This is a genomic window from Hymenobacter perfusus (assembly GCF_003944765.1).
Classification (GTDB): Bacteria; Bacteroidota; Bacteroidia; order Cytophagales; family Hymenobacteraceae; genus Hymenobacter; species Hymenobacter perfusus.
Genome location: NZ_RWIU01000002.1, coordinates 791,968 through 816,177 on the forward strand (window position 1 = coordinate 791,968; position 24,210 = coordinate 816,177).

At 63.8% G+C, this 24,210-nt stretch carries 21 protein-coding genes; 6 read left to right on the forward strand and 15 right to left on the reverse strand.

Annotated features, from left to right (window positions below):
* Positions 1 to 40: 40 nt before the first annotated feature.
* Positions 41 to 1,444, reverse strand: coding sequence for an ethanolamine permease (gene eat, locus EI293_RS09635; RefSeq protein WP_125437173.1), 1,404 nt, complete (start codon positions 1,442 to 1,444; stop codon positions 41 to 43).
* 250 nt (positions 1,445 to 1,694) lie between these two features.
* Between eat and EI293_RS09640 the strand changes: the two genes are divergently transcribed.
* From EI293_RS09640 to mgrA, 3 genes are read left to right on the forward strand one after another with little or no spacing between them, the layout of a single operon-like run.
* Positions 1,695 to 2,210 (forward strand): SRPBCC family protein, encoded by a 516-nt coding sequence (locus tag EI293_RS09640; RefSeq protein ID WP_125436958.1) that lies wholly within the window; start codon positions 1,695 to 1,697, stop codon positions 2,208 to 2,210.
* Positions 2,197 to 2,646: an SRPBCC family protein gene (locus EI293_RS09645; protein ID WP_125436960.1), complete on the forward strand. Its 450-nt coding sequence runs from the start codon at positions 2,197 to 2,199 to the stop codon at positions 2,644 to 2,646. Before EI293_RS09640 ends, EI293_RS09645 begins: the two co-directional genes overlap by 14 nt.
* Before the next feature lie 53 nt (positions 2,647 to 2,699).
* The gene (mgrA, locus tag EI293_RS09650; RefSeq protein ID WP_125437175.1) at positions 2,700 to 3,689 is read left to right on the forward strand and encodes an L-glyceraldehyde 3-phosphate reductase; all 990 of its coding nucleotides are present in this window, start codon (positions 2,700 to 2,702) and stop codon (positions 3,687 to 3,689) included.
* 159 nt (positions 3,690 to 3,848) lie between these two features.
* Here the strand turns inward: mgrA and EI293_RS09655 are convergent, their stop codons facing one another.
* Positions 3,849 to 4,274: a DUF1810 domain-containing protein gene (locus tag EI293_RS09655; protein WP_125436962.1), complete on the reverse strand. Its 426-nt coding sequence runs from the start codon at positions 4,272 to 4,274 to the stop codon at positions 3,849 to 3,851.
* A 98-nt stretch (positions 4,275 to 4,372) separates the two neighbouring features.
* The gene (locus EI293_RS09660; RefSeq protein ID WP_125436964.1) at positions 4,373 to 6,175 is read right to left on the reverse strand and encodes a S41 family peptidase; all 1,803 of its coding nucleotides are present in this window, start codon (positions 6,173 to 6,175) and stop codon (positions 4,373 to 4,375) included.
* A 206-nt stretch (positions 6,176 to 6,381) separates the two neighbouring features.
* Between EI293_RS09660 and EI293_RS09665 the strand changes: the two genes are divergently transcribed.
* The gene (locus EI293_RS09665) at positions 6,382 to 8,814 is read left to right on the forward strand and encodes a zinc-dependent metalloprotease (protein ID WP_125436966.1); all 2,433 of its coding nucleotides are present in this window, start codon (positions 6,382 to 6,384) and stop codon (positions 8,812 to 8,814) included.
* Positions 8,815 to 8,954: 140 nt separating this feature from the next.
* Here the strand turns inward: EI293_RS09665 and EI293_RS09670 are convergent, their stop codons facing one another.
* From EI293_RS09670 to EI293_RS09720, 11 genes are all read right to left on the reverse strand, one after another.
* The gene (locus tag EI293_RS09670) at positions 8,955 to 10,559 is read right to left on the reverse strand and encodes a TolC family protein (protein ID WP_125436968.1); all 1,605 of its coding nucleotides are present in this window, start codon (positions 10,557 to 10,559) and stop codon (positions 8,955 to 8,957) included.
* A gap of 9 nt (positions 10,560 to 10,568) precedes the next feature.
* Positions 10,569 to 13,748, reverse strand: coding sequence for an efflux RND transporter permease subunit (locus EI293_RS09675; protein ID WP_125436970.1), 3,180 nt, complete (start codon positions 13,746 to 13,748; stop codon positions 10,569 to 10,571).
* 190 nt (positions 13,749 to 13,938) lie between these two features.
* Positions 13,939 to 15,087 carry an efflux RND transporter periplasmic adaptor subunit gene (locus EI293_RS09680; RefSeq protein ID WP_125436972.1) on the reverse strand — a complete coding sequence of 383 codons (1,149 nt, stop codon included), beginning with the start codon at positions 15,085 to 15,087 and terminating at the stop codon, positions 13,939 to 13,941.
* 94 nt (positions 15,088 to 15,181) lie between these two features.
* A complete protein-coding gene (locus EI293_RS09685; protein ID WP_125436974.1) occupies positions 15,182 to 15,508 on the reverse strand; it encodes a four-helix bundle copper-binding protein in 327 nt (108 codons plus the stop codon).
* Positions 15,509 to 15,559: 51 nt separating this feature from the next.
* Positions 15,560 to 15,838, reverse strand: coding sequence for a hypothetical protein (locus EI293_RS09690; protein ID WP_125436976.1), 279 nt, complete (start codon positions 15,836 to 15,838; stop codon positions 15,560 to 15,562).
* Between the two features lie 313 nt (positions 15,839 to 16,151).
* On the reverse strand, positions 16,152 to 17,525 hold the full coding sequence (locus EI293_RS09695; RefSeq protein WP_125436978.1) for a sensor histidine kinase: 1,374 nt from the start codon (positions 17,523 to 17,525) through the stop codon (positions 16,152 to 16,154).
* Positions 17,526 to 17,691: 166 nt separating this feature from the next.
* A complete protein-coding gene (locus EI293_RS09700) occupies positions 17,692 to 18,369 on the reverse strand; it encodes a response regulator (protein WP_125436980.1) in 678 nt (225 codons plus the stop codon).
* Between the two features lie 119 nt (positions 18,370 to 18,488).
* Positions 18,489 to 18,848 (reverse strand): Imm51 family immunity protein, encoded by a 360-nt coding sequence (locus EI293_RS09705; RefSeq protein ID WP_044002222.1) that lies wholly within the window; start codon positions 18,846 to 18,848, stop codon positions 18,489 to 18,491.
* Positions 18,849 to 18,880: 32 nt separating this feature from the next.
* Positions 18,881 to 19,570 (reverse strand): 2'-5' RNA ligase family protein, encoded by a 690-nt coding sequence (locus tag EI293_RS09710; RefSeq protein ID WP_125436982.1) that lies wholly within the window; start codon positions 19,568 to 19,570, stop codon positions 18,881 to 18,883.
* Between the two features lie 19 nt (positions 19,571 to 19,589).
* Positions 19,590 to 19,940 carry a hypothetical protein gene (locus EI293_RS09715; protein ID WP_125436984.1) on the reverse strand — a complete coding sequence of 117 codons (351 nt, stop codon included), beginning with the start codon at positions 19,938 to 19,940 and terminating at the stop codon, positions 19,590 to 19,592.
* 283 nt (positions 19,941 to 20,223) lie between these two features.
* Positions 20,224 to 20,763, reverse strand: a complete 540-nt coding sequence (locus EI293_RS09720; RefSeq protein ID WP_125436985.1) for a hypothetical protein — start codon at positions 20,761 to 20,763, stop codon at positions 20,224 to 20,226.
* A gap of 113 nt (positions 20,764 to 20,876) precedes the next feature.
* Here EI293_RS09720 and EI293_RS09725 point away from each other — a divergent pair, with 113 nt between their 5' ends.
* Positions 20,877 to 21,368 (forward strand): 2-dehydro-3-deoxyphosphooctonate aldolase, encoded by a 492-nt coding sequence (locus EI293_RS09725; RefSeq protein WP_125436987.1) that lies wholly within the window; start codon positions 20,877 to 20,879, stop codon positions 21,366 to 21,368.
* 75 nt (positions 21,369 to 21,443) lie between these two features.
* On the opposite strand, the gene EI293_RS09730 is transcribed toward EI293_RS09725, so the two are convergent.
* Positions 21,444 to 23,744, reverse strand: a complete 2,301-nt coding sequence (locus EI293_RS09730) for an efflux RND transporter permease subunit (protein WP_125436989.1) — start codon at positions 23,742 to 23,744, stop codon at positions 21,444 to 21,446.
* A 182-nt stretch (positions 23,745 to 23,926) separates the two neighbouring features.
* Here EI293_RS09730 and EI293_RS22090 point away from each other — a divergent pair, with 182 nt between their 5' ends.
* Positions 23,927 to 24,157 carry a hypothetical protein gene (locus EI293_RS22090; protein ID WP_170170323.1) on the forward strand — a complete coding sequence of 77 codons (231 nt, stop codon included), beginning with the start codon at positions 23,927 to 23,929 and terminating at the stop codon, positions 24,155 to 24,157.
* The last annotated feature ends 53 nt before the right edge of the window (positions 24,158 to 24,210 follow it).

Here is a 24,210-nt window from a genome sequence, read left to right on the forward strand (position 1 = left end):
TAATTTCTAGCTTTTAGCTGAATACGAATTCAACCCGCCTTCAATAAAGTAAGTCGTCTGGCTCCCCCACTCCTTTTTCGGAGAGGGGGGCAGCCCCGGAGGGGTCCCGTGAGGCGCCCCATTGAACGGCTGGCACCGGCCGCCGATGCCGGCCCAGCAGCACGTACACCGCCAGCGCCAAGCCCAGCCCGACGAAAAACACCACGCTCAGCCACACATTATAGTACACAATGGCCCCCAGACTCAGCAGCGTGAGGGCCAAGGCCAGCAGCGGAAACCAGGGGTAGAACGGAGCCACGAAGGGCCGCTCCAGCTGCGGCTCGCGGCGGCGCAGGGCAAACAAACTCAGCAGACTAATGGCGTACATCACCACCGCGCCCAGTACTGACAGTACAATCACCTGGGCCGTGGTGCCGGTAAGCAAAGCCGCCGCGCCCACCACGCCGCCGGCCACCAGGGCCCAGTGCGGCGTCTGGAAGCGCGGGTGTACGCGGGCCAGAAACCCGGGCAGGTAACCGCTGCGGGCCAGGGCAAACACCTGCCGCGAGTAGCCGATGATGGTTCCGTGAAACGAGGCCACCAGCCCAAAAAGCCCGATGCTGGCAAACAGCTGGGTAAGCCGGCTGTGGCGGCCCAGTACCACGGCCAGGGCTTCGGGCAGGGGGTAGTCGATGCGGCTGAGGGTGCGCCAGTCCGTAACGCCGCCGGTGAGCACCATCACGCCCAGGGCCAGCACCACCAGCGTGCCCAGGCTGTAGAGGTAGCCTTTCGGGATGGTCTTTTTGGGGTCTTCGACTTCCTCCGCTACCATGGCCACGCCCTCAATGGCCAGGTAAAACCAGATGGCAAATGGCAGGGCCGCAAACACGCCCGCCGCCCCCAGCGGCACCGGATGGGCCAGAAAGTTACTGACCCGGAAGCTCGGCGCCACCAGCCCCATGTACACCACCAGCTCGGCCACGGCCAGCAGCGTCACCACCAACGAGAACCGCGCCGACTCCTTCATGCCCAGCAGGTTCAGGCCGATGAACACCGCGTAGCAGACCAGCGCCGTGCCCAGCACCGGCACCTGCGGGTGCAAAAAGTGGCCGTAGCTGCCCAGCGCCAGCGCAATGGCCGGCGGGGCCAGCAGAAACTCCACCAGCGTGGCGTAGCCGGCCACCAACCCGCCCAGCGGTCCGAAAGCGCGGTAGGAGTAGGCAAACGGCCCGCCCGCGTGCGGAATGGCTGTGGTCAGCTCCGTGAAGCTGAAAATGAACGTCACGTAGAGCACCGTCACCAGCAGCGTAGCTACCAGAAACCCCACCGGCCCGGCCACCGCCCAGCCGTAGTTCCACCCGAAATACTCGCCCGAAATCACCAGCCCCACGGCCAGCGCCCACAGGTGCAGAGGCCGGAGCACTTTCCTCAGGGCCGGCGCGGTGGCAGTTGGGTTAGGTGTCATCGGCAGCAGAAAATGGTCCTGCTGCCTAATGTAGGGCATCGGGCGCGGAAAGCGGCCAGCGGGTCAGCAATTGTCGGCGCCGCAACGTACTACCTTGCATCGTGTAGGACAGAGTAGCGCGAACTTGGTAGTTCGCGTCTCCGCGCCGTTTGCAGCCAGCCGAACGGTGCGGGTAAGCGAACTGCCAAGTTCGCGCTACGGTATGCAAACTCGAAAACTGCTCCAGGCTCCTGACCCATAAAACCAGCTCATGCAAGCAGCGCATACAGTTCGGGTAATTGAATCGGACGTTTCCATTGCCGCCCCCGCAGCCGTGGTGTGGGAGCACATTACCAACGTGCAGCTCGACCAGTTTGCCGACCCGATGCTGTTCCGGCTGCTGGATATTCCCAAACCGCTCCGGGCCGAGCTGCTGACGCAAGGGGCCGGCGGCAGCCGCACGGCATATTTTGCCAACGGCAAAAAGTTTGAGCAGCAGTTGCTGCGCTGGGAGCCGAACACGTACTATTCCTTCCGCTTTAATCCCGAGCCCGGGTTTCGGGTGGGCTATCTTTTCGAGCTGTCGGCTGGCATCTTTCGCATGCTCACCGGGGCCTACGAGTTGCGGGAAGCAGCGGGCGTGACCCGGCTAACCCTCCGCACCGAATACAGCGTCCAGCGCAACCTGCGCTGGGTGCTGCTGGGGCCGATAACGGCCGTGTTATACCTGTTTCAGCGTTATTTGCTGAATTCCATCCAACGCAATGCCGAGCATGCAACTGCATAAATTCACGGAATCAATCCGCATTGCCCGCCCCCAGCAGGTGGTGTTCGACTATACCCAGGACTACGGTCAACGGTTGAAATGGGACACGTTTCTGCGCGAAGCGGTGCTGCTTGATGGGGCGGAGGCGGCGGGGCTGGGGGTAAAATCATGGTGCGTATCGAAGCACGGCATCGGCATGGAAACCGAATACGTGTCGTTCAACGCGCCTCGCGTAGTGGCCATCAAGCTGACGCGGCCCGCCGGTCTGTTCAGCGCTTTTGTGGGCTCCTGGCGCTTTGCGGCGCTTGAACCTGAGCTTACCGAAGCCACGTTCACCTACTCCTTCGCTCTGCGCGGACCTCTGCGGTTGTTGTCCGGGCTTGCCAGATACGTGCTTCAGCTAAATGTGCGCGGCCGCCTGCGCGACCTCAAACAGATACTGGAACAACCTGTTTGAGGCTCTCCCTGCCAAAATCCACCTCTTTTATTCCTGCCACCACCACCACCACCATGCTCTACCAACCTAGCCCCGGCCGCTACGCCGACATGCCTTACCGCCGCATTGGCCGCAGCGGCCTGAAACTGCCGGCCGTGTCGCTCGGCCTCTGGCACAACTTCGGCGACGTGGACGTGCTGCAGAACTTCCGCGCCATCCTGCACAGGGCCTTCGACTCGGGCGTCACCCACTTCGACCTGGCCAACAACTACGGCCCGCCGCCCGGCTCGGCCGAAACCAACTTCGGCCGCATTTTGAAGCAGGATTTCCGCGGCTACCGCGACGAGCTGGTGATTTCCACCAAGGCCGGCTACCACATGTGGGAGGGGCCCTACGGCGAATGGGGCTCGCGCAAATACCTCGTCTCCAGCCTCGACCAGAGCCTGCGCCGCATGAAGCTGGACTACGTGGACATCTTCTACTCCCACCGCCCCGACCCCGAAACGCCCCTGGAGGAAACCATGGGCGCCCTCGACCACGTGGTGCGCCAGGGCAAGGCCCTGTACGTGGGCATCAGCAACTACGCGCCCCGGGAGGCCGCCGAGGCCATCCGCATCCTGCGCGAGCTGGGCACGCCCTGCCTGATTCACCAGCCCAAATATTCCATGTTCGAGCGCGGCCCGGAAAACGGCCTGCTGGATTTGCTGGGTCAGGAAGGCGTAGGCTGCATCCCGTTTTCGCCGCTGGCCCAGGGCTTGCTCACCAACAAGTACCTGCACGGCATCCCCGACGATTCGCGGGTGGCTAAAGGCGTAGGCTTCCTCACCGAAACCCAGCTCACCGAAGCTCGTCTCAGTCAGATTCGTCAGCTCAACGAGTTGGCCCAGCAGCGCAACCAAAGCCTAGCCCAGCTGGCCCTCAGCTGGATTCTGCGCGACGAGCGAATCACGTCCGTGCTCATCGGGGCCAGCAAACCCGAGCAACTCACCGACTCGCTCCGCTGCCTGGACAACCTGCAGTTCAGCCCTGAGGAGTTAGAGCAGATTGAGGCGGTTTTGGGGTGATTGGCAATAGGAAAACGCTTTTACTAGAACGTCATGCTGAGCTTGTCGAAGCATCTTTACCGCTCCGTGGCAATGCCATGCAGGCAAAGCGGTAGAGATGCTTCGGCAAGCTCAGCATGACGGGGTCTTTGTCGTTTGCCGTCCCGGCAGCACCGGCCACTACGGATGCTGCCGCAGAATCTGCAGCGTTTTGGCGTCCGATGCACCCGCAAAAAACTTATCCAGTACCTGCTGAAAAACCGGGTGTGCGCCTTCTAGCGCGGCAAACAGCGTCATCGACGACTTCAGCTTCACGTCATCGGGGCTGCCCATGATGCGGGTAGCGTCGGTGCTTTCCAAGGCCAGCAGTGCCGTGCTGATTTCTTGTAGACGCGGGCCTAACACGGGGTGTCGCAGGTAGCCTTCAGCTTCCTGCCGGTTCTGGATGGCGTAGAACCGGGCCGTTTCGCTGTAGCCCAGGCCCTGCATCTGGGGGAAGATGTACCACATCCAGTGGCTGCGCTTGCGGCCCGTTTGTATTTCAGCCAGGGCTACTGCGTAGTCGCGCTGCTGGGCGTCGAGGAAGCGTTGCAAGTTGCGGGGCATGGTGGAGCAGAAAAGAGAGAGTAGCTGCTTGGGTAAGCGGTTGGATAATTACGTCCGAAATGGCCTTTTAGCTGCCAACTGCCGCGGGTAAGAGCTGCTTACCTGGGCGGCGGGGCTTGCTGCAGCCATTCCAGTGCCTGCAGCAGCTCGGCATCCTGCTGCCGGGCCAACTGCCGGCGGGTAGGCACTACCAGTAGATCTGGCGTGAGCCCCGTGCCCTGGTAAGGCTGCCCCCGGGATACCACGCGGCGGCCCGTCCAGCTCAGCAGAAAGGCCCGCCCGATGGCCGCAAAGTTCATTTCGCCGTTGGTGCCGCCGGTTGGCTGGCCTACCAGCAGGCCGAGCTGGTGCCGCCGCACCAGCTCGGTAATAGTTTCGCCGTAACTGTAGGTATGCGGGCCTGTCAGAAATACCTTGGGTGCCGCAATAAATGGTAGCTGAGGCGGCTTCCGCGCGGCTTGCTCCCCTGAAAATTTTGGGTGTTCAAAGTTCGGTTGGCGCAGCATCGGCATGGTCAGACTGTCAGAAATTAGCGGCTGCTGGCTGAAATGAAGCAGAATGCGCAACAGGTCGTAGTGCGGGCGCTGGCGCAGGTCGATTACCACGCCCCGGGCGGCTTGCAGCTGCGGCAGGGCCCGCCGGAAATCGGCGTAGCGCAGGCGGGCCGCCTCCAGGTACACCAGGCCGGGCGCAACTTCCCGCACTGGCGGCAGCTGCTGGTACAAGCTGCCCCGCAACTGCCGGAACGCCCAGCGGAGGCAGGTGCTGTGGCCTAGCGAGTCGCGGAGTGTGAACGTAGCTGCCGGAGCCGCGGCGGCCAGCTGGGAGAGAAGTTGTCCGGTGGCCAGCTGGCGGGCTACTGCCGGCGTGGTAGCGGGCTGCATCAGCTGCAGCGAATCGAGCCAGTGCGCCACCGGTCGGCCGTTCACGTGCGTGACAACGTCCCCCGGCACCACCTGGGTCCGCAGCCTGGGCGGTACCTGCTGCACCACCACCACTTGGTCTTCGGCCAGCACCAGCCGCAGCGCCCACGGCGGCTCCACGATGCGCAGGCCGGTGCGGGTTTTGGGGCCGATGGCCACGTGCCGGTCGGGCAGGCGGGCCAGCAGGGTGCGGCAGGCGGCCAGCAGCTCGGCTTCGGTGGTGGCCGGGGCGGCTTGCCGCAGCGCCGGACCCAGGGCCGCTTCCCACTGGGCCCGCGCCAGCACCGCGCGGTAGGGGTAAAAGTGCTGCAGCACATTCCAGACCAGCATAATGGTGGCCAGTCGATGCTCCGGCGTGCGGGCCGAAAGCCGGCGCACCCGCCGCCCCAGGTGGTACGAAAGCCGCTGCCGGTACTGCGCTGCCGTGAGCACCAGCGGTAATTCCAGCCGCACGGAGTCGGTGAGGGCGGCCGTGTACCGGCGCTGCTCGTTGGGAAACAGGCTGTCGGCCGCTGCCCCCGCTGCCGCCCGAATGGTGCTGGCGTAGGGAATGCCCGCCAGTTTCAACATCAGCCGGACCACTGGCAGCCCGGCTTTGTCGCGTCCCAGGCTGTGATGTTCCCAGAAGTACACCGGCCCCGTACCCATCGGCGCGAAGCCGGCCGGCTCCGACTCCGCTGCCGCTGTATGTAGCCTAAGTAGGATTTCCGGGGCCAGTGGGCGCAGCAGGCTGTCGAGGGTGCGGGCCAGGGCGGCATCGGTGCGGGCGTGGCGCACGGCCGGAATGCTGCGGACCAGCACCGTTTCCCAGCTCAGGCGCGCGGTGTGGCGGTTGGGGTAGAAATATTTCACGTCGCCCACCAGCTTGGTGAGGGCCGTGAGGTTACGGGTTTCGCGAGCGGTAAGCGGGGCCGGTGAAGCGCTGGACGCAAACGGCAGGGCCAGGAGCAGGAGTACGCTGGAGCGCAGAAAATTCACGAAAAAAGGATAGAGTGAACACAGCGAAAGAGCCGCCTGCTCGGCCGGGCGTTGCAAGTGGCGTCTGGAATACGGCAAATTGGCTTGCTACCAGCCAGCTACGATGGGGGAGTAGGCTCAATAGAGGCTGAGAAACCCCGTCGGCGGGTGCCCAACTCCCAACTTCCGTTTCTACCTTACGGCTCCCGACTATTCTCTCTTACTGCGTGAAAAACATCTACTCCCTGCTGTTAGGCAGCTTCCTGCTGAGTGCGCCGCTGGCTTCGGCCCAAACCCTGGCCGAAAAGACGAAGGGCCTCCAGAAATTTCCGGGTTATTTCCCGTTTTACTGGGATGAGAAAGGCGGCCGGATTCTGCTGGAAATTGACAAGCTCGACCAGGAAATCCTCTACGTAAGCAGCCTGCCCCACGGCGTGGGCTCCAATGATCTGGGCCTTGATCGGGGCCAGATCGGGCAGCAGCGCATCGTGAAGTTCGTGCGGAGTGGCCCCAAGATTCTGCTGCTGCAGCCCAACTACGACTACCGCGCCGTGAGCCCCAACCCCGACGAACGCAAATCGGTGGAGCAGGCGTTTGCGCAGTCCGTTATCTGGGGCTTCAAGTCCGAGGCCCAGGAAGGCAACCGCGTGCTGGTTGACCTCACGCCTTTCCTGCTGCGCGACTCCCACCAGCTCGGTGACCGGCTCGACGACCTGAAACAGGGTAGCTATAAGGCCGAGGAAAGCCGCTCGGCGGTGTTTCTGCCCAACACTAAGGGCTTCCCGCAGAACTCCGAGTTTGAGGCCGTCATCACCCTCATTGGCAAGGCCAAGGGGAGCGAAATCCGGTCCGTAACGCCCGACCCCAACGCCGTGACGGTGCATATGCACCACTCCTTCATCCAGCTGCCAGATGCCGGCTATACGCCCCGCGCCTTCGACCCGCGCGCCGGCTACTACGCCAACGAGTTTATGGATTACGCCACGCCCATCGACCAGCCCATCATGCAGCGGCAGCTCGTGCGCCACCGGCTGGTTAAAAAAGACCCCACCGCTGCCCAGAGTGAGGCGGTGGAGCCGCTGGTGTACTACCTGGACCGGGGCGCGCCCGAACCCGTGCGCTCCGCCCTCATGGAAGGCGCCGCGTGGTGGAACCAGGCCTTTGAGGCCGCCGGCTACCGCAATGCGTTTCAGGTGAAGCTGCTGCCCGAAGACGCCGACCCGATGGACATCCGCTACAACCTGATTCAGTGGGTGCACCGCTCCACCCGGGGCTGGTCGTACGGGGCCAGCATCACGGACCCGCGCACCGGCGAAATCATCAAGGGGCAGGTGTCGTTGGGCTCGTTGCGGGTGCGCCAGGATTTCCTGATTGCCGAGGGCCTGCTGCAACCCTACGAGGATGGTAAACCTACCAGCCCCGAGATGCTGCAGATGGCCGTGGCGCGCCTGCGCCAGCTGGCGGCTCACGAGGTGGGCCACACCCTGGGCCTCTACCACAACTACTCGGCCAGCACCCGCGAACGGTCGTCGGTGATGGACTACCCCATGCCGCGCATCAAGATGCGGCCCGATGGCAGCATCAATCTGAGCGAGGCCTACGCCGTCGGCATTGGCAGCTGGGACAAGCGCGCCATCCTCTACGGCTACCAGGATTTCGGCCCCCGAGCCGATGAAAAGGCGGCCCTGCAAGCCATTATCAAGCAGACGCTGGCCGAGGGCTACGTGTTCATCTCCGATGCCGATGCCCGCGCCGCCGGGGGCGCGCACCCCACGGCCCACCTCTGGGACGACGGCCCCAACGCCGCCGATGAGCTCAACCGCCTCATGGACGTGCGCCGACAGCTGCTCAGCCGCTTCTCCGAAAAAGCCCTGGCTCCCGGCCAGCCCATGGCTATGCTGGAGGAGGTGCTGGTGCCCATGTACCTGCTGCAGCGCTACCAGGTGGAAGCGGCGGCCAAGCAGCTCGGCGGCCTCTACTACACCTACGCCCTGAAGGGCGACGGCCAGACCGTTACGCAATTCGTGACGCCCGCGGAGCAGTGGAAGGCCTTTGACGCGCTGCTGCGCACGATTTCGCCCCGGGAGCTGGCCCTGCCGGAGGAGTTGCTGGCCAAGATTCCGCCGCGCCCCGTGAACTACGGCCGCAGCCGCGAAACCTTCCCTGCCCGCACCGGCCTCACCTTCGATGCCCTCGGCGCGGCCGAATCGGCGGCGGCTACCACGCTGGAGTTTCTGCTGAATCCACAGCGGGCGGCCCGTCTGGAGGAGTACCACGCCCGCCACCCCGAGCAGCCCGGTCTGCGCGCCGTGCTCGATAAGCTACTGGCCCAGACCTGGGGCAGCAAGCCCGAAACCGGCTACGCCGGCGAGCTGCAGCGCCTTGTGCAGATGCTCACCCTGCAAAAACTGCTGGCCCTGGCCGCCGCCGCCCAGGCCCCGGTAAGCGTGCAGGCCGTAACTGCGCTGAAGGTGGAGGAGCTGAAGCAGCAGCTAGAAAAAGACCGGAAAGCCCGCGACGAAAACCGCCGTGCCACCGCTTTGCTGGGGTTGCGCACCATCCAGCAGTTCGAGGAGGCCCCCGAGAAGTTCCAGCCCGCGCCCGCCCTCCCCATGCCCGACGGCGCCCCCATCGGCTCCGACGACTGCGGAGAATTGTAACAGGTGGGGTATAACCAGCCTATTCACTACGCTTCAGCGGCTACCGCGCCAGCCGTTGAGGCTTAGTGTTTTTTGATAATGAACAAAAAGAGCCCCGCCAACTGGCGCGGCTCTTTGGGTATAAGGCCGGCTACCGGGCGCTAGCGCAACGCGGCCGCGTCTGAAGTGGCCAGCGGGGCGCCGCCGCCCAGGGCGCGGTACAGGTCGATGAGCTGCAGGAACTGCTCGCGGCGGGTGGTGGTCAGGTTCAGCTCGGCTTCCAGGGCGCTGCGCTGGGCGGTGATGACTTCCAGGTAGGTGGCGTAGCTGGCCGTGTAGAGGTCGTTGGAAATGTCCACGGCCTTGGTCAGGGCGGCCACTTCCTGCTGCTGCAGGGCGTACACGCGCTGGTAGTTCTGCAGGCCCCGCAGGCTGGTCGTTACTTCCTCAAACCCGGTCTGGATGCTGCGCTGATACTCGAAGTAGGCGATGCGCTGCCGGGCCGCCGACTGGGTGTATTCGGCCCGCAGCACGTTGCGGTTGAAGAGCGGGGCCGAGACGCCGGCCAGCAGCCCGTAGGCCAAAGAGCCGGGCGTGCTCAGCAGCAGCGAGGCCTTGTAGGCGTTCAGCCCCACGTACGGCGACAAGGTGAGCGAAGGCAGGAAGGCGGCCCGGGCGGCGGCCACGTCGGCCTTGGTGGCCAGCAGCGCCAGCTCGGCCTGCTGCACATCGGGGCGGCGCAGCAGCAGCTCGGCCGGCAGCCCGGTGGTGAGCACGGCAGGCAATGGCTGCTGCTGGATGGGCAGGCCCCGCGCAATGGGCTGGGGGTAGCGGCCCAGCAGGCGGTTGAGCTGGTTTTCAGTGGCCAGGATGCGCTGCTGCACTTCCACCTCGCCGCTGCGGGTGCGCAGCAGCTGGGCCGTGAACTGCTGCACGGCCAGCTCGGTGGCCCGGCCGCCGACCTTCTGCACCCGCACAATTTCCAGGGCCCGGCTTTGCAGCCGCTCGTTTTTGCCCAGCACGTCCAGCTGGCTGTCCAGCGTCAGCAGCTCGTAATACAGGCGGGCCACCTGGGCTACCAGCGCGGTTTGCACCAGCCGGCGGCCCTGCTCGGTAGCCAGCATCCGGGCTACGGCCGCCCGGCGGCGGCTCCGCAGCTTGCCCCACAAATCAATTTCCCAGGCGCTGCGCAGCCCCAGGAAGTAGTCGGGAGCCACCGTGGGCAGCTGGCGGCCGTCGTTGGTTGCGTTGTAGCCGGTGCCGCTGAGGGTGGCAAACCGGTCGGCGCTGGCGGCGGCCACGCCGTTGACGGCGGGCAGCAGTGCCCCCCGGGCCGCCTGCACGCTGGCGCGGGCCACTTCCACCCGCTGCACGGCAATCAGCAAATCGGGGTTGGCGCGCAGGGCCGTATCAAGCAGCCCGATCAGGTTGGGATCCGCAAAGAACTGCTGCCAGGGCTGGGCGGCAATGGACGCCGAGTCGGTTGCCCCCGCAGTGGCGGCGGCCGTGCCGAACGTGGCTGGCACGGCCGTGGCGCGGGGCGTGAGCACCGGCTGCATGGTCTGGCAGCTGCCCAGGGCCGCCAGCGTGAGCAAAAGCAGCAGGCGGCGCACCTCCAGGCCCCCCAGCCCCCGGGCAGAAGCAGAGGAGCTGGTTTTCGAGGGACTATCCGCTGCCAGCGGCTGGCTGCCAGCGGTTGCGGGTTCCCGCTCTGCGGAAGAGAGGAAGCCAGAGAAGGAAGTACGGAACAGGCGGAACAGAGTCATAGAGCAGGGTTAGGCGGCCGCGTGGGCGGGCTCGGGGTGGGCGGCGGGAACGGGGTGAGCCGTGGGCTCGGACACTGGTTGGGCCGGCTTCTTGTCGCGGGCAAACAGCACGTAAAGGCCCGGAATCAGGACCACCCCGAACAACGTGCCGATGAGCATGCCGCCCGCCGCGGCCGTGCCGATGCTGCGGTTGCCCATGGCACCTGCGCCGGTGGCAATGCACAGCGGAATCAAACCGGCCACGAAGGCGAAAGAGGTCATCAGGATGGGGCGCAACCGGGAGCGGGCGCCTTCCACGGCCGCATCCAGCACCGACAAACCTTCCTGCTGCCGCTGCACCGCGAATTCGATGATGAGAATGGCGTTCTTACCCAGCAAGCCGATCAGCATTACCAGCGAAACCTGGGCGTAGATGTTGTTTTCCAGCCCCAGCAGCTTGAGCGCCAGAAACGCCCCGAAGATGCCGGTAGGCAAGCTCAGCAGCACCGGCAGCGGCAGCAGGAAACTCTCGTACTGCGCCGCCAGCAGCAAATACACGAACACCAGCACAATACCGAACACGTAGAGCGCCTGGTTGCCGGAAATGATTTGCTCCCGGGTCATGCCGCTCCACTCGAAGGTGTAGCCGCGCGGCAGCTCCTTGGCCGCCACTGCCTCAATGGTTTTGATGGCGTCGCCCGACGAGTAGCCGGGGGCGGTGTCGCCGTTGAGGGTGGCCGAGGTGTACATGTTGTAGCGCGTGAACTGCTCGGGGCCGTACACCCGCTCCAGGCGCACAAACGTGGAGTAGGGCACCATCTCGCCCCGATTGTTTTTCACGTAGAGCTTCAGCAAGTCCTCGGGCTTGGTGCGGTAGCCGGGCAGGGCCTGCACCATCACCTTATACATCTGCCCGAAGCGGATAAAGCTGGCGGCGTAGTTGGCGCCCATCAGGGTTTGCAGGGTGCCCATGGCGCTGGCCACGGTCACGCCCTTCTTGGCGGCCAGGTCGGCATCCAGATGAATGAGGTACTGCGGAAAGGTGGGGTCGAAGCCGGAGAAGGTGTTTTCGATGGCCGGCGTGTTGTTGAGGGCCTTGATGAACCGGTCCGTCACCTCGTCGGTGCGGCGCAGGTCGCCGCGGCCGGTGCGGTCCAGCACCCGCAAGTCGAAGCCGCCGGCGTTACCGAAGCCGGGCACCGTGGGCGGGGTGAAGAACTGCACCTGCGCCCCGGTAATGTGCTTGGTTTTGCTGCGCAGCTGGGCCATCAGCTCGGTTACCGACTCTTTGCGCTCATCCCAGCCTTTCAGGTTGATCATACCCATGCCGTAGCTGGCCCCCGACACGTCGTTCATGAGCGAGTAGCCGGCCAGCGTCGATACCGATTCCACGGGTTTCATGGCCTGGGCCACGTGCTGCACTTCCTGCAATACCTGCTGGGTGCGCTCCATGGTGGCACCGGGCGGCGAGGTCACGTTGATGTACACCATGCCCTGGTCTTCGCTCGGAATGAAGCCGGTGGGCAGCACGGAGTTAACGCCCCAGGTGGCCGCGAAGAAGAACAGCAGCAGCGCCACCGTCACCAGCCGGCGGCTGGCCATGGTGCGCACCAAGCGTTGGTAGCCATCAGCAAACCGCTCGTAGCGGCTATTGAAGCCTGCAAAGAAGCGGCCCAGCAGCCCGGTGCGCTCGGCATCCGGCGTGGGTTCCTTGAGCAGCAGTGCGCACAACGCCGGCGTGAGCGTGAGGGCATTCAACCCCGAAATGACGATGGAAATAGCCAGCGTGAGCGAAAACTGGCGGTAGAACACGCCCACCGGCCCGCTCATAAACGACACCGGAATAAACACCGCCGACATCACCAGCGTGATGGCAATAATGGCCCCGCTGATTTCGTGCATGGCTTCCAAGGTGGCGTCCATAGCCGAGAGGTGCTTTTCGTGCATCTTGGCGTGCACGGCTTCCACCACCACAATGGCGTTATCGACCACAATGCCGATGGCCAGCACCAGCGCAAACAGCGTGAGCAAATTGATGCTGAAGCCCAGCAGCTGCATGAAAAACAAGGTGCCGACGAGGGCCACCGGCACGGCCAGGGCCGGAATAAGGGTGGAGCGCCAGTCCTGCAAAAACAGGTACACAATCACGAACACCAGCAAAAACGCCTCGAACAACGTGCGCACTACCTCGTGAATACTGGCATCAAGGAAGCGCGACACGTCGTAGCTGATGTTGTAGGTCATGCCGGGCGGGAAGCTGGTGGCTTTCAGCTCGGCCATGCGGGCCTTCACCTGCGCAATAACGTCGGAGGCGTTGGAGCCGGGCAGCTGCTTGAGCAGGATGGCCGCCGAGGGCTGGCCGTTGCTCTTGGACAGCATCCGGTAGGTCTGCACCCCAAATTCCACGTCAGCCACGTCCTTGAGGCGCAGCACCGAGCCGTCGGCCTCGGCCCGAATCACGATGTTGCGGTACTGCTCGGGCTCGAAGAGCTTGCCGGTATAGCGCAGCACGTATTGCAGCACCTGGGCCGAGCGGCCCGAGCTTTCGCCGGTGCGGCCGGGGGCGGCTTCCACGCTCTGGGTCTGGATGGCCTCCACAATTTCGTCGGCCCCCACGCGGTAGGCCAGCATCCGGTCGGGCTTGAGCCACACGCGCATGGCGTACTCGCGGCTGCCCTGAATTTCGGCCAGCCCCACGCCCTTGATGCGCTTGAGCTCCTGCAGAATGTTGATGTCGGCGAAGTTGTAGATGAACTGCTCGTCGGCCGTGGGGTCTTCGCTGACGATGTTCAGGTACAGCAGCATGCTGTTCACTTCCTTTTCCGTCACCACGCCGGCCTTAATCACCTCCTGGGGCAGCTCGTCGAGAATGGTGGTTACGCGGTTCTGCACGGCCACGGCGGCCAGGTCGGGGTCGGTGCCCACCTCAAAGAACACCTCCACCAGGGTGGTGCCGTTGTTGGTGGTCACGGTGTTCATGTAGGTCATGCCCGGCACCCCGTTGATGGCCCGCTCCAGCGGCGTGGCCACGGCCTTGGCCGACACCTCGGCGTTGGCCCCGTTGTACTTGGCCCGCACCGTCACGGACGGTGGCACGATGTCGGGGAACTGCGTGACGGGCAGCGTGAACAGCGCCCCCACGCCCAGTAGGGTGATAAACAGCGAAATAACCAGCGACAAAACCGGCCGTCTGATGAAGATAGAAAACATAGATTGGGAGTAAGTGAGGAGGTGTGCCGCTGGACGGCGGGCTGGTAGGCCGTCAGCCCGTCATGCTGAGCGAAGCCGAAGCATCTCTACCACTTCGTTGGGTTTAGTCTTGCAACGAAGCGGTAGAGATGCTTCGACTGCGGCTGCGCCTTCGCTCAGCATGACGGACTGACGCTGCTAGGCTGACCGGCTACAAAGCGGTGGTCAGGCTGGCGAGGGTCACCGGGCGGGGCGTGATGCGGGAGCCGTCGCGCAGGTCCTGCACGCCTTCGCACACAATCCGCTCCCCGGCTTTCAGGCCGCTATCCACCACGTAAAAGGCGTCGAGGCGGCTCTGGGGCACGAAGTTGCGCTGGCGCACCTGGCCCCGGGCATCCACCACGTACACGTAATTCTTGTCCTGCTGCTCAAACACGGCCTTCTGGGGCACGAGCAGCGCGTCGGTTACGGTGTTGGCCAGACGCACCTTGCCGGTGGCCCCGTGCTTGAGCAGCCGCTCGGGGTTGGCGAAGCGGGCCCGGAACGCAATGGCCCCGGTACCGGCCTGAAACTGGCTTTCCACGGTTTCAATCTGGCCGGTGGGGGCGTAGAGCGTGCCGTCGGCCAGCACCAGCCGCACCTGGTTGGTGCTGCGGGCCGAATCCTGCCGGCGCGTTTTCATGTACCCCAGATACTCCGCCTCCGACACGTTGAAGTAGGCATACACGGCCCGCGTATCCGACACCGTGGTCAGCAGCGTGCCGTCGTCGATGAGGCTGCCCACCTTCAGCAGCTCCCGGTTCACCACGCCGTCAAACGGGGCGCGGATGGTGGTGTAGCTGAGCATGAGGGCGGCGTTGGTGGCGGCCGAGCGGGCTTCCTGCACCGTGGAGCGGGCGGCCGTGAGCTTGGCCTGGGCCACGTCCAGCTCGGTTTTGGAGATGATGTTCTTCTGGGTCAGCATCCGCACCCGATCCAGCTCCAGGCTGGCCACCCGGGCCTGGGCCAGGGCGTTGTTGAGCGTGGCCTGGGTGCGCGCCAGCCGGGTTTTGTACTCGGCGTCGTTGAGGTGAAACAGGGCCTGCCCCTGGCGCACTTTCTGGCCTTCATCCACGTAAATCTTTTCCAGAAAGCCCCGCACCCGGGCCCGCAGCTCCACGTTGCGGGTGGCCTGCACGTCGGCCACGTACTCGCGGCTCAGCACCGTGTCGCGGGCCGCGAGCTGTACTACGGGCAGGGAAAGCGGCGCTTCCGTGGCGGTGGCAGATTCAGCCGCGCTGTCGGCGCCGCAGCCGGCCAGGGTGGCGGCGGTCAGCGGCAGCAACAGCCAGCGGAAAGATTTCAACAAGGAAACAGGCATAGGAGAAGGATGGGGGCAGAGGGTTCGTTACAAAGCTGCCGCGCCGGCATTAGAGCCGCGTGAGGCTCACATTAGAAAAGGTTAAAACCGGGCCTTACACGAAGGCCGTGCGGCAGGCATCCTCGCCCCGACGGCAGGCCTCGGTGCAGGCGCGGTGCTGGGGCGTATCGAACTGGGTGCATGCGTTGGCGCAGGCCCGGCACAGCTCGGCGCACTCGCGCAGCAGGTGGGGCGTGTGCTCGGCCTCGCGGGCCAGGAAAGCGGCCGTCAGGCGGCACAAATCGGCACAGTCGCGGCTGAGGCGGAAGCTGCGCAGGTGGGCCAGAAGCGGTAGGTTGGCCAGGCCGAGGGTGGTACATTGGTCGCAGGCAGTGGCGCAGGTGGCCAGGGCGTTGAGGACGTGTTGTTGGCGGGGAAGCATGAAAACAGGAAGCGGGAAAACACGAAAAGCCAGCGGCAAAACGCCGGTGGCTCAGGGAGTAGCAGAAAGTAGGGGAACGGTCAGCGAATCGGGAGCGGCTACGGCCAGCGGCTGCCGCGCCCGGCACTCGGCCAGGGCCCGGCGCGTCTGCACCAGCTCCAGCTCGGCCGCCGATTCCAGCAACGGGCCGTCCGGGTCGTAGGCCAGCGGGTAGGCGGGTTCCTGGCACAGCAGGTACAGGTTCAGCCCCGTGGACAGCAGCAGCGTGCCCAGCAGTAACCCCAGCAACAGGGCGCGGGAGCCGCGCAGCATGGTCCGTTTCCCCATCATCCCCCAAAGCACGCGTGGCGGGATTAAAACGGTATGAGAAGGAAATTAGAAGAGGTTAAAAGGCCCCGCTGGCCCCTTGGTTCGGTACCGTCGGGCAGTTACCGTTTCGTAGGGTGTCCGGCTTTGGGTCCGACGAGATGCTGGGCGACCTGGACTGGGAAACCGTTCAGCAACCGACGCGCATGACCGCGTCTCGCCTGGCCAAACGGCAGGATTACTGTGGCAACGTCAGCAAGCGAGATTCCTCGGCTTCGCTCCGCTGCGCTCGGAATGACGTTCTATTTTACCCTCACACCCTCACACCCTCACACCCTCACGCCGCCGCCGTCGGCAGCTCTATGGTGGCGGTGGTGCCGTGGCGGGGCTGGGAGGTGAGGCGGATTTCGCCGCCGTGGACCTGCACGATTTTGCGCGTCATGGGCAGGCCCAGGCCGTAGCCGGGGGCCGCAGTGGCCGAGCCGGCCCGGTACAGCGGCTCGTAGATGCGGGCCAGCTCGTGGGGCTCCAGGCCGATGCCTTCGTCCAGCACCTGCACCCGCAGCACGGCGGGCGTGGGGTAGCCCAGCACCACGCGCACCGGACCGGCGGAGTACTTGCAGGCGTTATCGAGCAGGTTGAGAAGGGCCGTGGTGAGCAGCTGCTCGTTGCCGCGCACCATAAACACGTCGTCTACCTCGGCGGGCAGGTTCCCGAATTCCTGGCGAAGCTCGCGGCCGGGGTGGCGGCGCTGGCAGGCGGCCAGGGCCTGGGTAAGACACTCATCCAGGCGCACGGGCTGCTGCCGGAACGCCGGATCGGTAACCTGGGCCAGGCTCAGCAGGCCGTTGGTCAGCTCGATGAGCTTCTTGATATCTTCCACTGCCGAGCCAATGCTCTGGCGGGCTTCCGGTAGGGTGGTGTCGTAGGCGTAGGCGGTTTCCAGGGTGCCCAGCACCGAGGCCAGCGGCGTGCGCAACTCGTGGCTGGCGTTGCTCAAGAAGCTTTTCTGCGACTCAAAGGCCTGCTCCACGCCGCCCAGCATGTGGTTGAAGGTGCGGGCCAGCTGGGCAATTTCATCGGTGCCGTTGCCTTCATCTACCCGCACGCTGAGCCGGGAGGCCGTGATGCGCTCCACCTGCCGCACCACCCGCGAAATCGGCTTCAGCGACTCATCAGCAAAGTACCAGCCGGCCAGAATGATGAGCACCAGCGCCCCCAGGTTAGCCGCCAGCAGAATCAGGCGCAGCTTGTGCAGCTGGCTCAGCCCAAAATCGTCGTGGCCGGCTGCAAACAGCCAGTAGGGCTGGCCCCGGTACTGGTAGAGCAGGCCCACGGCTTCCAGCTCGCCATCGGCAAAGCGCACCGGCCGGCCGGGCTGCACCCGCCGCAGCTGCCGGGAGTTCAGGCGCTGGCTGAGGTTATCGGCACTGGTGTAGAGCAGGTGCTGGCCGGGGCCGTAAATACTGACTTGCTCCTGCGGGATGGTGAACAGGTCGCGGCGGTGCAGTTGGCGCAGCAGGCTTTCATCTACCCGGCCCCCGCGCCGCACCAGCAGGCGGGTGGTCATAGTGGCCTTGGTGGTGAGGCGCGTCATGAACCGCTGCTCCCGGGTAGTAGCCTGGAAATAGTATAGAAACGCCGAAAAGCACAGCTGAATCCCCACCACCAGCAGCGTAAAGCGCAGAATCAGCTTGTTGCGGATGAGCATGAATCAGGTGGTGAAGTGGTGAAATGGGGTGGGCAGCCGCCATGCTGAGCAGCGTGCAGGCTCTTATCCCGTTAGGGTGTGTGGATAGAATAGAAGAAGAACATCATGCTGAGCGGAGCCGAAGCATGACGGTTGGCTGAGCTACCGGGCACAACTTCACCTTTGCCTACCCTTCCCGCAGCACGTAGCCCATGCCCACCACGGTGTGGATGAGCTTTACGGGGTAACCTTTATCGAGCTTTTTGCGCAGGTAGCTCACGTACACATCGATGACGTTGGTGTTGGTGTCGAAATTCAACTCCCAGACCTTCTCGGCAATATCTACCCGGGAAATGATTCTGCCCCGGTTCAGCAGCAGGTATTCCAGCAGGGAATATTCCTTGGTGGTCAGGTCGATGCGCTGGCCGGCGCGGCTGACGGTTTTGGCGTCGAGGTTCAGCTCCAGGTCGGCAATGCGCAGGGTGGGCTGCACGGTGGCGGCCTCGGTGTGGCGGCGCATAAGCACCCGCGCCCGTAGCAGCAACTCCCTGAACTCGAAGGGCTTCACCAGATAATCGTCGGTGCCGGCCTCGAAGCCCGTAACCTTGTCGTCGAGATTGTCGAGGGCGGTGAGCAGCAGCACGGGCACGCGGGCATCCTGGCGGCGCACCAGTCGGCACAGCTCGAAGCCGTTCACGTAGGGCAGGTTCACGTCCAGAATCACCAAGTCATAGCGGTTCTGCTGAATCAGGGACTGGCCCACGCGGCCGTCGTAGGCCACTTCAATTTCGTAGCCTTCGTTGCCGAAGCCTTTTTTCACGAAAGACGCCAGCTTGGGCTCGTCTTCCACTAGGAGTATTTTCATGCGAAAAAATGCGAAGCGCCGTGGTAGGAAACGGCCGTGGCATTTACGCAAAAAAAGCACGGTCGGCGGGAAAATTAGCCGGCATCCGGGCGCTTAGCCGGAAAAAGCAGGTCTGTGCCTTACTCGAAAAAGTCGCCGGGGTCGGCTTGGCTGAGGTATTTGCTGAGGCTGCCCAGGTCGCCGAAGATGGGCTGGATGAGGGCCAGAAACTGCTCGGTAGCGCCGGGGCCGTCGGTGTAGACCCCGAAGATTTCGCCCTGGCCCAGCAGCTCTACATGGTCGAGCAGGGCGGGGGCGTGTTCTTCCAGGATGGTTTCGATGTGCTCAGCCCAGCTGGCCCCACTGCCGCTGAAACCGTACTTCTCGAACACGTTGTAATAGTCGTCCATGTTGGACAGATTCACCAGCAGGCGCTGCTGGCGGCCGGGCGTGGCTTGGTCTTCGAGGTCGGCAACCAGAAACGGATAAGTGGTAGACATGGGCAGGAAATGGAAAGGTGGCGGCAAGGTAGTCAGGGCCGGCCCAACGGGTACGTTCCCAGCAGCTCGGTAGTACGGGCGCGCTGGTACCAGGCGTTGAACACCAGCTCTACCGCATCCACCACAAACGTACCGATGAACTGCTCCTGATACTGCGCCAGCCGGGCCACCAGCATCGGCGCATCGGTGAGCGGGCGCGTGAAGCGGATGACGGTGGAATGGGCCGTGTGAATACTGTAGCGCGCATCAATGGACTGTTGTAGCCCGGAGGCGCGGAAAAAAATCCGGGTGGCCTCGCGCAGTTCCTCCAAGCCTTCATCTTCCGGAAAACCCTGCACCATAATCCCGCCGGGCGAAGCCGTGAGTCCCTCGTAGCGAATCCGGAAGGGCCGCGCCAGCCAAGTAATATCTCGCAGGGCACGATGGTACGCGGCCGGGTCAATCTGGGCCAGGGTAAAGCCCGGGTAGCAGGAAATGAGGGAGAGAATAGTGAGGTGAACATCGGCGGCGGGGTAGTAGTACTGCGCAGGTTCCAGGTGCCGAAAATCGGCCAGTATGGTTTCGATGGCTGCCGTGATGGGCGCCGGGGGCCGGACCAGCAGCGTGAGGCCCCGGCGGTTGTCCTGCGGTGAATGGAGCAGCAAGTCCGGGTCGGCACCTTCGTGCAGCAGCCGGTGCATGGTGGCCTCCCGCATGGCCGCGTAGTGTTCGGACAGGTTCATGGTAGCTAAAACCGTGGCATTACACCGGAAATTCCGCGTGGCACTGCGGGCATCGGTGCAGCACCGTGCCCGCGTAATAGAGCCGCTGCCACCACGCCGGCCGGGTGAGCGGCGCGGCTCCCTCGGCCCGGCAGCGGGGGCAGCGCAGTACCGGCGGCGTGGCGCGCTGTTGCTCAAAGGCTTCCACCAGGGCCTGGGCCAGCGGTACGTCGGCCTGCTCAATCAGCAGCTGGTAATACATGCCGTCACCGAAGGGGAAGGAGGGCGGGCCGCAGGTTTTTACCAGCGCATCCACGTCGGCGTCCCGGAGCTGCTGGTACAGCGCCACCGCCTCGGCGTAGGTCAGGAACTGGGCGGCAGGGGTGAGCATGGGGGAGAAGCGGCGTTGAGATAACAGAACGTCATGCTGAGCCTGCCTAAGCATCTCTACCGCTTCGTTGGTCGATTGTAGAGACGCGACACTTCGCGTCTCTTTGTTGCTGACGTTGGGGCGGCCGATTCGTTCTGGCAGGAGACGCGAAGTGTCGCGTCTCTACATCGTTCAATGAGGTTAGTCAGCGGTAGAGATGCTTCGGCGGCGCTCAGCATGACAGGAGTACGTTAACAACGTCAGCACGCGAGATTCCTCGCGCTGCTCGGAATGACATTCTATACTACTTCCGGCGTTTCACCGGGGCGCTGCGTTGGCCGCGCAGCTTTAGCACGTAGAACAGCAAACCCGCACTCAGCACGGCTAGGGCGGCGGCCAGCAGCTCGCGGGAGGTGCGGGCGGCGGTGGCTTCGTCGGCGGTGGCTTGCAGGTCCTGGAGCTTTTTCTCGCGCTGCCGGTCGCGCTCCTGCAGGTTGGCAATCTGGTTTTCCAGGTCGTGAAAACGCTCCTGGGTGCTGCTCTGGTCGGTTTGGGCGACGGTGATTTGCTGGCGGGCCTGCTGGTTTTCGGCTACCACGGCGGCAGTTTTGCGCAGGGTGGCGGCCTGCACGGCCCGCACAATCTCGGTGTCTTTGCGGATGATGCCTTTTAGGGCATCCACCACTTCCTGCAGGTCTTTTTTGCTGGGTTTGTTGGCCAGAAAGGCGTTGCGCTGGCCGTTGGCAGCCTCGTATTGCTGCACCATCTGCTGACGCTCCTGAATCAGGCGGGGCAGCGGGTCGTCGGGGGAGGTGGCGGGCGTTTGGGCGAGGGTAGAACCCAAGGTCAGACCTGCTGATAAAAAAAACAGAGAGAAGCGATGTGAAACGGATGAGGAAACCAAAATAAGATGGGGCAGGGAGTGGGGTGAAAGGCGATTTTGTGTAAATCGATTCTATGAAACGTATAGTCTATCTACTAAGTCTATGTGCGGTGCTGGCTATGCCCGCCTGCAAGACTGCCAAAACTACTTCTGGCACCAATGAAAAACCGAACATTAGCGGCTCTACCAAGTTACCGCAAAGCTACTATGACAATGCGCGTCAAACTGTAGCCCCGGCTTCCGGGCTTGCTGCAGCCACCGACCCAGAATATGGTGTAACGCAGCAGAAGCCCGTTTGTGTGGGCGGCAAAACCGACTCGGGTGCCCGCAACCAGCAGCGTTACCTAAACGCTCTGCGCGGTCCTGGCGGCGAAGAAATCAGCTACCGGCGGCGCGGCAGCTGCTGCGCTTTCAAAACGCCCAATGGCATTATCGGCGGAATGGGCATGCTGGATGTATACGAAGTAACCTGGGCTGGAAGTACCAAACCCGTGCTGCTCTACCTCAATTTCTACGACGAAGGTCCGTTGTTAGCTCCGGTAGGCCTTACGCTGGTCAAGCCCTGATCAGTAGCAGCCAACACCAGAAACGGCCGGCCCGCTTTTTAAAAGCGGGCCGGCCGTTTCTATATAAAGATTATTTTACCCCCCCAACGCCGGCACCGGCTGCCGTATTTCCTTCGGCTTGTGCCGGTAAAACCACAGAATCAGAATCGGCAGCAACGTCAGCTCGGCCACTACCCCAAACAGCAGCGTCAGGCCAATCAGCAGCCCCACGTAGAAAGTCCCATCAAACGAAGAAAATATCAACGTCGAAAACCCGCCTACCAGAATCAGGGAGGTGACGATGACGGCTTTGCCGGCCATCAGGTAGGTTTTGCGCACGGCTTTGAACAGGCTGGGCTCCTGGAGCAGCACCAGTTTCAGCTTCGAGATGAAGTGAATAGTGTCGTCGACGGCAATACCGAAGGCAATGGTGAAGATGATGCTGGTGCTCACCTTCATGCTCACGCCGGCCGCGCCCATCACGCCGGCCACAATCAGGATGGGCACCAGGTTGGGGATGAGCACCACCACCGTCATGCGCACCGAGCGGAACAGCAGCAGCACAATCAGGGTCACCATCAGAATGTCGATGCTCATGCCCGTAATCATGTTGCGGGTGAGGGTTTCGTTGTTTTTGTCGATGAGGTTGGCCGAGCCGGTGAGGCGGGTTTGCACCACCGTGCTGTCCACGGATGTGCGCAGGAAGCGGCGCAGGCCGGTGTTGAGTTGCCCGGCCCGCACGCTGCCCACGTCGGGCATGCGGCCGGTGAGGCGGCCTTCGGAGCCGTCGGGTAGGGCCAGCGCCCGGAACTCCGGCTTCTTGCGAAATAGCTTCACCTTGCGCATCAGGCGCGCCAGCTCGGCCTCCGAATCAGGCAGGCGGTACTCGGCCAGCAGGCCGCCGTTCAGGGCCTTGCGCACCGATTTGATGAGCGTGACGGGCGAGGCCACGAAGTTCAGGCCGTAATCCTTTTGCAGATAGTTCTCAATCTGCTCGGTCTGGCGCAGCACGTTCAGGTCGTACACCGAGCGGCCGGGCGCTGGCTTCAAATCCAGCTCGAAAGGCCGCACGCCGGCAAACTGCCGCTCGAAAAACTTGAAATCCAGCTTCACCGGGTCGTTTTGCGAGAGGTCGTCGAGCAGGGCCGAGTTGATGCGGATCGTGGAGGCCGAGGCCACTGACAGCCCCAGTACCACCGCGCTGATGGCCACCACCCAATGCCGCCGCGCCAGCACCGTCCGGAACAGGCGGCCCAGCACGCCGTCCCAGCTGTGGCCGGTTTCGCGGGGCACCCGCAGCTGGGGCTTGCCCAGCAGCAGCAGCATGGCCGGCAGCAGCGTGAAGCTGAGCACGAACGTGAGCAGCACGGCAATGCCCGTAAACAGCCCGAAGTTGTAAATCGGCCGGATGGTGCTGGTCATCAAAGTGAAAAACCCGATGCTGGTCGTCAGCGCCGAGAGCCCCGAGCCGAAGCCCGATTCCTTGAGCGCAATCAGCAGCGAAGCCTTCTTGCTGGCCCCGTAGCCCAGCTCCGTGACGTAGCGCGTGATGATGTGGATGGTATCCGACATGCCCACCACGAACAGCATTACCGGCAGCAGCGCCGTCATCAGGTCAATGCTCACCCCGAAGGCCGACATCACGCCCAGCCCCCACAGAATGGAGCCCAGCACCACTACCAGCGGCAGCACCACGCCCCACCAGGTCCGGAACGTGAGCCACAGCAGCCCCGTCACGAGCACCACCGAGAGGCTCATAAACACCAGCAGCTCCATCTGCAGCCGGTCCACGAACACCGACTGGGCCACCATCTTGCCGGCCAGGTGGTACTCGTTTTCGGGGATGCCCTGGCGGGCCAGCTCCGTGCGCACGGCCGCCAGCAGCGAGTCGCCGGGCGGTTTGCTCAGGTTGGGCGAGGTCTGGAACAGGATAGTCACGGCCCGCGCATCCCGGGAAATCAGGTTGCCTACCAGGCCCGGCGTGCGGTACACCAGTGCCGAGTCGGTGGCGCGCCGTTCGGGCTCCTGCGGGTGCAGGTAAGGCACGTTGAACACGCCCAGCCCTTCCACCACCGGGTTGCTGGCCGTCGTCGGCGAGGATACCTGCGTGACGTGCCGCCGCGCCCGGATAAAGCGCGTGAGCGAATCGACCTTGGTCAGGAACCGAGGCTCGAACACGGTCTGGCCGGCCGGGGCTTCCAGGCCCAGCAGCACGTAGTCGTTGTCGTTGCCGAAGCGGCCGGCATACTGCTCGTAGTAGTCCAGGTCCGGGTCGCCGGCGGGGTAGAAGTCGTTGAAATTGTAGTTGAACCGCAGCTGGGCCACGAAAAACCCGGCCAGGGCCGTGAGCAGCCCGAGGGCCAGCAGCGTCAGGTGCGCGAGTTTGCGAAGGGGCATAGAAACCAGTACCGCGCCGCCGGAGCTGCGCGCATCGTTGAACGAAAAGTGGCCGCCGAAGCGCCGCCACAAAGGTAGGCCTGCCGCCGCGCGGGTTTCTGCCGAATCCGCGCTACTTTAGGGCAACCAGGAGCCAACCCGGGCTTTTGGGTTTTTGTTTCCTCTTTACTTCGATACGTCCCATGAAAAACGCCCTGCTTGCCCTCGCCCTGTTCGCCTTCGCCGGTTCCGCTACCGCCCACGAGGGCGACAAAGCCGCCGCCAAAGGCAAGAAGAAAGAAGCCTGCTCCTCCGAAATGGCCGCCAAGTGCGCCAAAACCGGTGCCACCGCCGGCACGCCCTCGTGCTGCATGAAGAAAGGTGCCAAAACGGCGGCTGTTACACCGGCCGCGCCGGTTGTGAAGTCGCTGTAGGCTATAAATCAAGTAGTAAACAAAAAGTCGCTCAAATCGAGCGGCTTTTTGCG